Source organism: bacterium (assembly GCA_030652805.1).
GTDB lineage: Bacteria > JAHJDO01 > JAHJDO01 > JAHJDO01 > JAHJDO01 > JAHJDO01.
Genome location: JAUSPT010000077.1, coordinates 1 through 12,722, shown reverse-complemented (window position 1 = coordinate 12,722; position 12,722 = coordinate 1). Strand labels below are relative to the sequence as shown.

Annotated in this window: 11 protein-coding genes; all 11 read right to left on the bottom strand. The window is 40.6% G+C overall.

From position 1 onward, the window contains the following. On the bottom strand, positions 1-1,294 hold a 1,294-nt coding region (locus tag Q7J67_07995), incomplete at its 3' end, for a carbohydrate-binding family 9-like protein (protein MDO9465220.1). A gap of 90 nt (positions 1,295-1,384) precedes the next feature. Further along, a complete protein-coding gene (locus Q7J67_07990) occupies positions 1,385-2,056 on the bottom strand; it encodes a prepilin-type N-terminal cleavage/methylation domain-containing protein (GenBank protein ID MDO9465219.1) in 672 nt (223 codons plus the stop codon). A 63-nt stretch (positions 2,057-2,119) separates the two neighbouring features. Next, positions 2,120-3,202, bottom strand: coding sequence for a uroporphyrinogen decarboxylase family protein (locus Q7J67_07985; GenBank protein ID MDO9465218.1), 1,083 nt, complete (start codon positions 3,200-3,202; stop codon positions 2,120-2,122). A 31-nt stretch (positions 3,203-3,233) separates the two neighbouring features. Continuing rightward, positions 3,234-4,670 (bottom strand): hypothetical protein, encoded by a 1,437-nt coding sequence (locus tag Q7J67_07980; protein ID MDO9465217.1) that lies wholly within the window; start codon positions 4,668-4,670, stop codon positions 3,234-3,236. Between the two features lie 13 nt (positions 4,671-4,683). Continuing rightward, positions 4,684-5,730, bottom strand: a complete 1,047-nt coding sequence (locus tag Q7J67_07975) for a TIM barrel protein (GenBank protein ID MDO9465216.1) — start codon at positions 5,728-5,730, stop codon at positions 4,684-4,686. Between the two features lie 17 nt (positions 5,731-5,747). Then, entirely contained in the window at positions 5,748-6,920 is a 1,173-nt protein-coding gene (locus Q7J67_07970; GenBank protein ID MDO9465215.1) for a Gfo/Idh/MocA family oxidoreductase, read from the bottom strand. Next, positions 6,917-8,149 (bottom strand): uroporphyrinogen decarboxylase family protein, encoded by a 1,233-nt coding sequence (locus tag Q7J67_07965; protein MDO9465214.1) that lies wholly within the window; start codon positions 8,147-8,149, stop codon positions 6,917-6,919. The genes Q7J67_07970 and Q7J67_07965 overlap by 4 nt, the downstream gene beginning before the upstream one ends. A gap of 8 nt (positions 8,150-8,157) precedes the next feature. Continuing rightward, on the bottom strand, positions 8,158-9,396 hold the full coding sequence (locus tag Q7J67_07960) for a DegT/DnrJ/EryC1/StrS family aminotransferase (protein MDO9465213.1): 1,239 nt from the start codon (positions 9,394-9,396) through the stop codon (positions 8,158-8,160). 12 nt (positions 9,397-9,408) lie between these two features. After that, positions 9,409-10,431: a LacI family DNA-binding transcriptional regulator gene (locus Q7J67_07955; GenBank protein ID MDO9465212.1), complete on the bottom strand. Its 1,023-nt coding sequence runs from the start codon at positions 10,429-10,431 to the stop codon at positions 9,409-9,411. A 195-nt stretch (positions 10,432-10,626) separates the two neighbouring features. Then, on the bottom strand, positions 10,627-11,961 hold the full coding sequence (hslU, locus tag Q7J67_07950) for an ATP-dependent protease ATPase subunit HslU (GenBank protein ID MDO9465211.1): 1,335 nt from the start codon (positions 11,959-11,961) through the stop codon (positions 10,627-10,629). 13 nt (positions 11,962-11,974) lie between these two features. Further along, entirely contained in the window at positions 11,975-12,502 is a 528-nt protein-coding gene (gene hslV, locus Q7J67_07945) for an ATP-dependent protease subunit HslV (protein ID MDO9465210.1), read from the bottom strand. Between the last annotated feature and the right edge of the window lie 220 nt (positions 12,503-12,722).

The window sequence follows — 12,722 nt, the reverse complement described above, 5'->3', positions numbered from 1 at the left end:
AATCACCGGGGGCCAGTGCGGGGACACTCAGGGAGTGCTCGCCGATGAACTTCTGCGGGTTATTAACTTCCGCCTGTGATATTACCTTGCTGGACCCCTCCCGCAGTGAGATTATAAGACGGTCGTCCGGTTTGAATCCAGGCTGATAGAGAGCGGATAACTCTAAGATAACTTCCTTCACATCCATCGTAGCATAGATAGCCGAACGATAAAATGGGTGCTTGATTTTTAAGGTCAGCGGTGAAGTGTCAACCGGAACTACAGACTCATTCCAGGCAACAATTTTGTGTGAGCGAACGTCCTCCAGTAAGATGCGCAATTTTAGATCTCCGCCCTGTTCAATTTGACAGTCAAATGGCAGGGTCTGCACCTGCCCGGCATCACCGCCAAACATGTCCGTAATAATAAAAGACTGCTGTTTCCCGCCTGGCAATATTGCTATACCCCGCAAGCCAAAAGCACAAAACCGGCCGGTCTGATTTTCCACGTTCACGGTTAATTGAGCCTGATAACCTTCCTTGGTGGGGTTAACGCTGACAAGTTTCAACCCGCCAATCTGCCAGCGAAACCTCGCATAGTCCACGTCAAGACCATGTAATAGGCCGTAACTCTTACTATCCGAAAAATCAGATAGGGGAAAATATGTTAATAAAGACGGCTCGCCGCCCTTATATTCCCGCGCAATATTAAAACGCCACGTGGAATCTGATACATCTGTCCGGAGAGAAATAAAATTACAAAAAGGAAGCCGTATTTCAATGCTCCAGAAGGTTTCTCCTTTAAAACCCGCAGACTGAATGCCCTCCGCGTTCCAGGTTGCATCGCGCTCAATGCTGCCGGTATTGCGGGCATCATAGATTGTACCGAGTGCATTAATAATAAAGTGATAATATCCCCTGCCGTCGCCTGAGGGGTCTATGAAAATTTCTACGCAGTCGTCACCCCAAACCCCTGCATCCCGCTTTTCACACTTTGCCTTTAAATTATTCATGCTTGGTTCTTCACAAATTGCTCCAAAGTAGATTGCATTTTCATCGTAAAGAACCTTAAAAATGGTATCAACGGCAGGCTTTTCCCCTGACAAGGAATGGGTCAGGTGATATTCCCGGGCATCCAGCCAGGCTTTTTCCTCTAACCGACCGTCCACTACGACCTCTGCGGTTGTCTTAAAAGCCGTGACTTCTCTGTTAGGATTTGCATTCATAAGCTTTTCCCCGCTCGCCGTATTAGCCATACCCGACAAAACCGCTATTATAGACACGTATCCCAAAACCAACATATTCAGTTTTTTCATAATTACCTATCTCCTTTATTGACTGTCAAAATTTAATTCCGGTATTTCACCACATTCAGCCTGCTTACTTCATACTTATCCCCGGTTAAGTTATAAAGTATGTGATACTCCATCTTCATCGCAATAGCTTCTAACAACTGGTTTGATTTCCTTCAGTTCAGAAGCTCCCAGACTTCTTACGCTACCATCAAGAAACCAGAGGTTGACTCTTCCGCTATGCCTGAGATGCATATACTGATTGCATCCGTGTTCCCAACCTATGCGGCAGTATTGGAATGGCGGGTTACTGACGGGGTATATGCTATCACCCAAAAACCAGGTTTGACTGGCTGCATTTACCACAAGTATCCGTGCCCAATGCGGGGGGTTCGTTGTAGAATCTAGTCTGTTCATATCGTGGTTCATCCCGTATGTGTAACCATAGTTTACAAATTTCTTCGGGTAAAAACTGGGGCAAACCAAGACATCCGAATGCAACGGAATATAGCCATTAACAGCAAGAGTTTCTCCCCACATAAGGTCAGGCGCTTCCCAACCTCGAGCTTTAGGAGCCCAACCATCATAATCATCTGCATACATTAAAACGGCCAGACCGCACTGTTTCAAATTGCTCACACATTTTATCCTTCTTGCCATTTCTCTTGCCTTTGCTAATGCTGGCAGAAGCATTGATGCAAGCAGGGCAATGATTGCTATCACGACCAAAAGTTCAATAAGCGTAAATGCAGCCCTTCCCCATGTCTTTCTTATTTTATCTAGCATTTTTAATCACCTCCTCTCTGATTTGGACATTAAATAAATCATAAATCCTAAACAAACACAAAATTAAAAATCTCTAGATATTGACCTCGCTTCCTCTATCATCGCCTGATAATTTTCTACCTTTATAGGCGGGTTAATCTCACTGGACGTGCCTAAAAAAAGACCTCCGGTATTTAAGGCATCTGTCTCTTCAATCTGTCTTCTTACTTCCCTCCTTACATTTTCAGGCGTACCCCTTTCCATCAAATCAACGCCATCTAATCCCCCTGCCCATACTACTTTCGGATATTTTTTCTTCAATTCAATAATATCCATTCCACAGGCAGGCTCAAGACAGTAAAATCCATCCACTTCGCATCTTAAAAAATCATCAATAAGAATTTTGTAGTTGCCGTCACTATGATAAATTACTTTAAATCCGTGGCTGTGCCAGGTTTCTACTAATCTCTTTAGATGAGGGAAATGTTCCTTTCTCAGAAATTCAGGAGAAAATATTGGTCCTATTTTGCTAGCCAGGTCACTAACTGCTAAGATAACAGGAGAAAGATTTTTATCGGCGATAGCATGAACCCTTTTAATCTCATTTTCCACAAAAACGGTAAGCCATTCGCTAATAATTTCTGGTTCATCGTAGTAGAGGTAAGTAAATAGATCTATTCCCGCTTTTGTCCAGCAGGGTTCTAACCCTACGTAGGAATAATCTATTATTACGGTGTCATCTCCAATCATTTTCTGTAATTCAAGAAATTTCTTTTCATATTTTTCTCGTTCTTCTTCCTGATCAAACCCAGAATTTTTCATCTTCTCAATATTTTTAAGGTAATATTCCTTAAGACCTTTGGTATCGTGGAAAGGACGTTTAATACACCAACTAGTCCAGTTATCATACTGCATAGTAAAACCATCTTCGGTCACGGTCTTCTTTATTCCCCGGGGAGCAACAGGAGGAAAACAGACATCCAATGTTTTTCCGATTACCACGCATATATCCTCAATGGTATAGTTAAAACTTTCTATTTTTTTGCCGGTATATAAGGAAATGACTACTGGATTGTGACTTACCTGCTCATGGATAGCCACCCTATCCACTGGCAGAAAATTCAGGGTTCTTTCCACTCTTTCTCGTTTACTAAGAATATCTTTCATAACACCTCTTCTATACATCAAATCATAAATTCTAAACTCTAAATCCTAAACAAACACAAAATCCTAAATCCAGAACTTCTGCTAATTTCCTGAGCTGGCTTATATGGTCTCCATATGCTACAGCAAAATGTTGGGTTATACCTGCTCTGGTACAAATAGCATAAAAATCTTTAATGGATGTGTCCAGTTTTATATTCATGTGCGGATATCCTTTTAAATAAAATGTCCCTGGTTGAGACCTGCCGGTTGTAACTATCATCTGAAATTTATCTTTTGCGTCTACCAGAGAAACTATTGTTAACTTTCCTGATTTGGCGGAAAATTCCATCCACGCACCTTCCAGTTCCTTTGCGCCTGCATATTCATAGTCAGGAACTATTCTGACATTCTTTTGTTTATCTGCCAATCTAACATCATGAATACCAGCATGGCCTGCAAGCACGATATTTTTCTCTAAATCGAATGTAAAGAACTCAGTAAACATGGGGGACTGCTTCGCCAAATGCTTAAGGATTAACATAGCAACACATGCTGATATGTCTGCTTCCATTGTAACAACTACTCTGTTAAAAAGATCTTCTGTAAAAAGACACGGCCTGAGCCGCAATACATTATGGAGCTCATCTGATAAGTCATCAATAGCTACTCCATTAAGATTATAGTTAATTGCTAATTTTGCCAACCCCAATGACACCTTTGAAGCCCGATGTAAACTCTTCTCACTTACATCAATGACCTTATATTTACCCTTTAACATAGATATATACTGCTTTACTTCTGCATCCTTTATACTATCTACGACAGATGCGTACTCAGCTACAGAGATATATTTTAGTTTAGGTCCGATTTCGTTCATCAGCCTGAATTCGTCAGTATAGGTTCCTGTCATGTATCCACAACGATATGGAAGAACTCCAATTGTTGAATTTTTGAGCAATCTTGTCAGCTTCAATGTTTCTGACCACTCTTTAATATCCTTTATTGTGTCTTTATCATCAGGAGAGCCAATAACAAATTGAAATTTCCTTTTCATTCTTCTCATCGGTCCGCTGAACTGCAGCGCTCCAACAGGTCCTGAACGTCTTATCAACTCGCCGCTGGATATATCTTCAGGCAGTTTCTTACTGGGAACATAACACCACATAAGGACAGGAATCTGCTCCGGAATAGCATCTAATACAGCAAACAATAGACTGTCATCGCACCATGTAACACAGACAATAAGAATTAAATCCACGTTATTATCCATAACTTTTCTGGCTAATGCATCAATTTGTTTTTTAGATGTAATTAATCCTGCATGAATAATATCTAAGTTAGCGGACAGTTTGCTTGTTATTTTTTTTACATCTTTCTCAAGCTTTTTTGGTAAATCAGGAAATAGGTTCTGGATTCCTCCATCATTCCAGAACCATTCAGAAGATAACATGAAAACACCCGCTTTTGGCTTAACAGTATTATTTTTCACCCTCTTCCCTCTCTCATATTTCACAGAACCTCTGCATAATGTAAAAGTCTAATTCTTCATAATCCCTTTTTTCAATAAGTTTCTGAATGTAGTTTTTGTCACAACTTCTTACAATATCCAGCAGCGCTTCAAAAATTCTCCTGCTGTTAAGAAGATGCTTTGTAGATACTTCCTTTTTCTGTGTTCTCATTGCCTTTACGTCAAGACCAATGAACTCCCCGTTTCTTCCATAGCCAGCGTCTTCCAATACTCTAACCTGATTGAAAGCCCTTCTTAAATCTACAGAACCAAATGTCTTATCCTCATCAAACTTCATTCCATTCTGATCATTCAGGTGCACAGTCCACAACTTATTAAAGGAAAGAGCAAATCCCATTTCATCAGACGGATCCAGACCTGCAAGAATTGCATGAGCGCTCTCAATATTAACGCCAATTCTTTCCGGCGCAACACTAAGCTGAGCAAGCGCCAGCGCATGACCGGTTGTGGGGATATATGCGTGATCCATCGGTTCATTCGGCTTCGGTTCAATCGCAATACGGATTTTTGGGTCGTATTCAAGCATCACGTTCATAGCTTCAACAAGTCTCTGCACGGCATTTCTACTGTCTTTTGCCTCGCGAATGTATGTTCCTTCCCTGGCAAGCCAGAGCACGATTAAGTCTGTTCCAATCGTATTGGCAATGTCAATAGCTCGTTTACTTCGTTCAATTGCATATTTCCTGCACGCAGAATCGTTTGATGTATACGCGCCGTCAATCGTCCTTGGATCTTCCCATAATCTGGGCGCGACAAATTCAGGAATTAAACCTGCATTTTCCAATTTCTGAGAGAGTTTTTTTGCTTTAGCTATGATTTGCTGAGACTTGAGCTTGTTCATGTCCGGAACAGCGTCGTCGTCATGGAATTGAATACCGTCAAAACCGAGTTTTTTATACATATTTAATTTTTCATCGAAGCTGAAACTATCTCGTACTGCAGGACCAAATGGATCCGCTCCCTCATGAATATTCCAAGGACCAAATGAAAATCGATACTTCATTTTTTGTTTATCCGACATATCTATCCCTCCCTGATTTAAAAGTCGTTATATTTAACTTCTGTCCATGTTCTTTGCTCAACTGATTCTAAAGCTGCTTCCAATACCAACATCTCATTATGTCCTGCTATAAAATCCGGATGATTTGAGATGGCTTTATTCCCTTCTCGCTTATCTTTAATGGTATTGTAATAATCCCTGAACAAATTAAGCACTGCATCCCGATATCCCATTGGATGTCCGGATGGCAGGGTTGCATAATGCTGGGTCGATTTATGCTGAAGCAGGGGAGATTCAAAGAATATTTCATTTGCCTCATTTCTCTTACCCATCCAGAGTTCGCTGGGTCGTTCATGATTCCATGCCAGGGATTTTTCCGTACCATATACTTGAATATCTATATTACACTTTCTACCAGCGCACACCTGAGCAGTAGTAAAGGTGCCTCTTGCATTATTTTCAAAACGGAGCATTAATGCCCCGTAATCATCAAGGGTTATATCCACCTCTTCAGAATTCTGGGAAATCCGGTCTGAAAAAGTCAAAGCTGATTTATCTTTTGGCCTCTGTCTTTTAGGAATAACTGTTCTTAACTCTGCCATAACCTCTTTAATCCGACTGCCTGTTATAAATTGAACCAGATCGCACCAATGGCTTCCCAGATCACCCATAACATTCGAACGACCCGAAAACTTGGGATCAAGCCTCCAGCTGTAATCAGTAGAATAAAGCAGCCAATCCTGAAGATAATGTCCTAGAACCGTGTGAACGTTGCCTATTTCTCCAGACTTTATCCTGTACGCAGCTTCTTGGATAACTGGATAATACCGGTAACAGAAATTTATTCCTGTAATAGTTCCCTTTTCTCTGGCTTTTTCAACTAAAATTCCGGACTCTTCTGAACTTAAAGCCAGGGGCTTTTCTGAGAATATCTCTTTTCCGCTTTCTATAACTTTCTGATTGACTTCAAAATGAAGATTGTTAGGTGTACAGTTATGTACTACTTCTATGTCTTTGTCGTTAACAAGTTCTTCCCAATCAGAATAAATTTTCTTAATTCCAAATCTTTCTCCAATATTCTTAACCAGTTCTATGTTAGAATCCGCTATAGCCAGAACTTCAATTCCTTCTACCCGAGATAATTCCTCTAAATGAATCTTGCCAATAAACCCCATCCCAATAATACCAACTTTAAACTTATTTGTGTTCATCTGTATTTCCTCCATGCTTCGATCATTTGTTCTATGCCCTCCCATGGTGTATCAGGGAATAGCGCGTCTACAGGATGGAGAATAAAACGATTTGTCGCACCGAGAATGTCAATGGCCTGACGCACTTCATTGTGGATTCTGTTGCTATCGCCAGACACCAGTGAAAGAGAATTAGTTCCACCCACTAATGTCATACCTCTCTCAGAAAGTTCACGCGCTTTCTCAAGAGATATTCCATCTTGTATTGGATCGGCAAAATAAAGAACATCTACGCCTGCCTCTGCCAGACGGGACCCAAGAATCTCGACCCCTGTGGTCATAACATAACCGAATTTCTTCCCGTATTTGTGAGCCGTTTTCGCTAATTCTTTGATATGAGGATAAACGAAATCGTCAAACAACTTTGGTGACCAGAAATCCGTTGACGAATACCAGCCGCGTTGAACTACCATATCTACTTCGGGAAAAGAGGCAGCTAATTCCGTTCGTCCCAGGTCTGCTTCAGCAATGATGTCAATTAGCTTTCCAAACGCTTCTGGTTCATCCATTGCCATCATGATTGCGCCCTCTGTGCCGGTAAGCCATACAACGCCATCCATTCCAAACGCTGACCATGCCTGCACAGGGGCAATATGTTTATCAGTGAATTCTTTTACTCTTTGGATGCGGCGCGTAAACCATTCCTTTGCCTTGTTATCTGGTGAACAAAAAAGATACTTAATTTTTGGTATATCAGAATGGGAACTTACTGCATGCTCAACAGCGCGCGGGATGTTATAATCTTCAATGAGCGGAACGTGATCAGGCTGAACCACCCAGCCGGCTCCCGGATCTTCGCCTGTTTCCCTAACAGCGTGGCGCAGAGAACCCGCAGGTGTCTGGTATTCACGCGCCATAACCGGATATTTCTCGCTGCTATTGGGTTCTATTCTGGAATCTTTCCAGCTTACTTCAGGATGGATGCTCCATGGCACAGATATATCCAGAATGTCATCAACTCCCAGCGAATGCCAGGCAAGAACTCTCTTGAAATCATCCTCTACATCCCACGCCTGAGGCAAGGTATGCAGGTGCTCCATTCGTTTGGAGTACCAATATTTTACTTCATGTCCATGATTATTCCAGCGAAGATTTTGTGGAGCAAGAAGACCAAAGCACCATGTGGTTAATGGCACATGATCCGGTTTTTCCCCATTCCAAACTGCTAATATTCGCTCTTTTGATGTCATGATTTCTCCTATTTCAAATGTTTTTCAGTTGCACTTCTAAACTGCTCTACTTTTTTGTCTATTTCAGAAGCATTATTTGTAATAGTAATTCCAAATGCAGTACCTAACCCAGGATCTGATACCCCTATCCCGATATTGATGGATCTTGAGAGCAAATCATCTGTACGAGGCAGCATGCCTTTATAATAATCCGGTTTGGGTCCTTTATAATACGGGCAGGTAAACGGACACCCTTCTTTAGTAATAGTTCGTTGATTTAATATATGTTCCATATTTGAATAAACATGCCAGCCTGAGGCTTGAATAACTGTAGTTCCAAGTTCATGGGCTATTTTCTCTGCTATTTCTTTTGAGGGCAGAATAATTGTCATAACAGTTGCGCATTCTCCATCTGGATCTGTTATGTCCCTGAATTTAACTCCTTTTATATCAGTTATTCCGTCTTTGAATCGTCTTTTATTGTTTCTAAGAGTTGTTATTATTTTCTCTATTTTTCTTAATTGAGCCAGAACAACAGCCGCTGTTAATTCAGTCATGCGGAAGTCCAGTCCGACAAATGGTCTTTTCCCAACGTCAACGCTTTTTCTCATAGGACTATGACCCTGGTCATGAAACGCAAAAAACCGCCTGTACAATTCTTCATTATCTGTAATCACCATTCCACCATCACCTGCAGTAATAGTCTTGAATATATTAAAGCTAAAGCATCCTGCATTGCCTATACTTCCAATCGGTTTTCCTTTGTAACTCGCGCCACCTGCCTGGGCAGCATCCTCGATAAGAATTAAATTATGCTTATCAGCAATTTTCTTTAATTTATCCAATCTTGCGGGATTACCAAGCATATGCACCGCCATGATGGCTTTTGTTCGTGGAGTTATCTTTCTTTGAACATCATCCGGATCCAGATTAAATGATTCATCTATCTCTGCCAGGATTGGTATCGCCCTTGCGTAAATTATAGAGGAAATACTGGCGACAAACGTATATCCGGGAACTATCACCTCGTCCCCCGGACCAATTCCCAATCCGCCTAAAGCTACGAGCAAAGCAGTAGTGCCTGAGTTGACTGCTACTGCGTATTTGACCCCGGACAATTTCGCAAATTCAGTTTCCAATGAATATACCTTTGCCTTAAAATTTGGGTTATTATCACTTCCGTAACGAAAAAGATAGCCTGATTCAATAACTTCTAGCAGTTCCTTTTTTTCTTCTTCGCCAATTAGTTCCATTCCTGGTCCAGGCATGATTATTTTCCTTTATCTATTCTTTAATGTATTTTTTAATCCGCATGACTCTCTGATAATTAAACTTGGTTTAAAGATTATTTTACGCGGATGATCAGTAAGTTTATCTTGTATACGGTCTATCAGACAATCAGCTGCGCTAGTTCCAATTTGATAATTAGATTGAGCAACAGTTGTAAGAGGGACACGAAACATAGCTGACAATTCTATATTATCATAGCCGATTAGTGCCATGTCCCTGGGCACATTTATATTCAATTTTTCAAGCTCCTCTAAAGCCCAAAAAGCAATCATGTCGCTCCATGTCATAATAGCTGTAGGATGCGGAGAAAGAGACATCAGACCGGCAATATTCTTTCTTAATGCGTCACGATTGGTATTCCCGAATGTAATTAAATTTGATTTTTCTTTTATGTGATACTTTTCAAGGATATTCCTGTATCCTTTGATTATTTCAATATCTGAATAAACTGATGGAGAATTTCCAAGATATCCGATATGTTTATGTCCTCCTTTGACCAGGTGTTCGCATGCTAAGCGCCCTCCCTCTTCGTCATCATTCCCCACAAAATCATAAGGTAAGTGATTAATACATTCACTCATTATCACAACCGGAAGGTTAAATGAGAAATGAGACAAAAAGTCTTTAGTGCTCTTTTCTATCGGCATTATAATTATTCCATCCACCTGTCTATCGCAAAGCATCTGAAAATATTTCTGTTCTGAATCTTTACCATCATTTGCGCTCAGGCATGAGATAAGCATAAATTCTCTTTCCAAAGCAGAATGTTGTATCCCACGCAATCTCTCGGTTGCTGCCGGATTGGTTATATATGGCATAATAAGTCCAAGTGTATTAGTTTTTCTGGTAACCAAAGACCGAGCAATTGGATTTGGCCGATAGTTCAGGTGACGAGCGATCCTGACTATCTTACGACGGGTAGCTTTGGAAACATCTTCTTTTCCAGCCAGCGCCTTGGATACCGTTGCGATTGATACATCTGCTTTTTCAGCGATATCCTTTATGCCTGCCATTATTTTCCCTCAAACGTTTTTGAGCCCCAATTCTGACATAAGTATAGCAATAGGCAGGAATCTTGTCAAGAAAAATCTTAAACGTTTTCGGAAATGGACAGGCACTTATTGCACTATCAAAATACAAGCTATCCGAAAGGAAAAAACCTTTGTGCTAGAAGAATTAAATAAAAAGTAAGAATTGGGAATTATTTTTTACAAAATGTACCTTGTAACGTCAATATCCTCCACAAACCCTTCCATTTTTTTCTTTACATACGCTGCATTTATAGATATTTTTTTGCCACTCTCCTCAGGCGCATTGAAGGATATATCCTCCAGCATTTTTTCCACAACAGTATAAAGGCGTCTGGCTCCTATATTCTCTGTTTCCTGATTTATCTTGAATGCTATGGAGGCAATTTCACGAACAGCATCTTTTGTAAATTCAATCTTAACATTTTCTGTTTCCAGAAGCGCTATGTATTGTTTAATCAATGCGTTGCGAGGCTGTGTGAGTATTTTCTCAAAATCACCTTCGCTTAAACTTGAGAGTTCAACCCTTATTGGAAATCTTCCCTGCAGTTCAGGGATAAGGTCTGAGGGTTTACTCACATGAAAAGCGCCAGCTGCTATAAATAAAATATGGTCTGTCTTTACCATTCCATATTTTGTTGCAACAGTTGTTCCTTCTACAATAGGCAGTATATCTCTCTGTACCCCCTCTCTTGACACATCAGGGCCGGATTGCGACTTAGTGCCTGCAATCTTATCAAGCTCATCTATAAATACTATGCCGGAATTTTCTACTTTGGACATAGCAGTGCGGATAATCTCATCCATGTCAAGCAGTTTTGCCGCTTCTTCCTGAGTGAGGATACGTCTTGCTTCCTTAATAGTTGCTTTTCTTTTCTTGCTCTGTTTCGGCATCATTTTGGAAAACATGTCATGAAAATTTATTCCCATTTCTTCTATGCCGGAGCTTGAAAAGATTTCAACCATGGGCATTATGTTATTTTTTACCTCAAGCTCAACCATTCTATTATCAAGCTTGCCATCAGTAAGTCTCATTTTTAACTTTTCCCGCGTCCTTTTAATTTGCTCTTCCTTTTCTCTATCATTAGTTTTGTTATTTGCAGGGGGCAGGAGCAGATCTAACAGTCTTTCCTCTGCAAGCTCAGAAGCCTTGATCTCAACGCGGCGGCTCTCAGCATCTCTTATCATTTTTACTGCAAGATCAGTCAGATCCCTTATCATAGATTCTACGTCTCTGCCAACATAACCAATCTCCGTATATTTTGACGCCTCAACCTTAAGGAATGGCACCTGAGCCAATCGCGCAAGGCGTCTGGCAATTTCTGTCTTTCCTATACCTGTTGGTCCGATCATAATAATATTCTTTGGAGCAACTTCATCACGCAGTTCTAAAGGCAGTTTCTGTCTGCGCCATCTGTTTCTCAAAGCTATAGCTACTGACTTTTTAGCATTGCTCTGTCCGATAATATATTTATCAAGCTCTTTTACAACTTGTTTTGGTGTTAATGCATCCATTAAAACTTCCTCCCTAGAGTTTCTCTACAACTATCTGATCGTTCGTATATATGCATATTGAAGATGCTATTAAAATAGCTTCCTTAACGATTTCTGATGCTGAGAGGTCTGAATATTTTATCAGCGCTTTAGCTGCGGCAAGCGCATAAGGACCTCCTGAACCTATGGCTAATACTCCGTCACTTGGCTCAATAACATCTCCCGTTCCAGATATAAGAAGTGAATAATCCTTATTGACAACGACGAGCAAAGACTCCAGCCGCCTCAGAACTCTATCTGTGCGCCAGTCTTTTGCAAGCTCAATTGCGGCCCTCTGAAGATTGCCGCTATACTCCTCCAGCTTTTTTTCAAATCTTTCAAACAGAGTAAAAGCATCTGCTGTTGCCCCTGCAAAACCGACCAGTACTTGATCATTATATAATCTACGTAGTTTTTTTGCATTATGTTTCATAATAGTTTCGTTTTGTGTAACTTGCCCATCACCACCTATGGCCACTTTTCCCTTATGCCTTACAGTAAGAATTGTAGTTGAGCGTGTCATTTTCTCCCTCCCTGAACTGGTTTTTAAATCACAAAAATCTCCTATCAATATAACATCTTGAGGCTTTGCAAGCAATGAATGTGTCAACCACATTTAGAAATGTCCGCTTTTAAAACATTTAGAAATGTCCTATTTTGTTAAGATTAGTAGTAGTAAATTTTTCTTTTTGATCAAACTTTTTCTTTTTGTTAATTATGTGCATATTGTGGATAACTCCTTG

What these genes read in the sequence shown, in the direction of transcription:
- Q7J67_07990 (MDO9465219.1), bottom strand. Translation starts at nt 2,056, where the DNA reads ATGCTAGATAAAATAAGAAAGACATGGGGAAGGGCTGCATTTACGCTT.
- Q7J67_07985 (MDO9465218.1), bottom strand. Translation starts at nt 3,202, where the DNA reads ATGAAAGATATTCTTAGTAAACGAGAAAGAGTGGAAAGAACCCTGAAT.
- Q7J67_07975 (MDO9465216.1), bottom strand. Translation starts at nt 5,730, where the DNA reads ATGTCGGATAAACAAAAAATGAAGTATCGATTTTCATTTGGTCCTTGG.
- Q7J67_07970 (MDO9465215.1), bottom strand. Translation starts at nt 6,920, where the DNA reads ATGAACACAAATAAGTTTAAAGTTGGTATTATTGGGATGGGGTTTATT.
- Q7J67_07965 (MDO9465214.1), bottom strand. Translation starts at nt 8,149, where the DNA reads ATGACATCAAAAGAGCGAATATTAGCAGTTTGGAATGGGGAAAAACCG.
- Q7J67_07960 (MDO9465213.1), bottom strand. Translation starts at nt 9,396, where the DNA reads ATGCCTGGACCAGGAATGGAACTAATTGGCGAAGAAGAAAAAAAGGAA.
- Q7J67_07955 (MDO9465212.1), bottom strand. Translation starts at nt 10,431, where the DNA reads ATGGCAGGCATAAAGGATATCGCTGAAAAAGCAGATGTATCAATCGCA.
- hslU (MDO9465211.1), bottom strand. Translation starts at nt 11,961, where the DNA reads ATGGATGCATTAACACCAAAACAAGTTGTAAAAGAGCTTGATAAATAT.
- hslV (MDO9465210.1), bottom strand. Translation starts at nt 12,502, where the DNA reads ATGACACGCTCAACTACAATTCTTACTGTAAGGCATAAGGGAAAAGTG.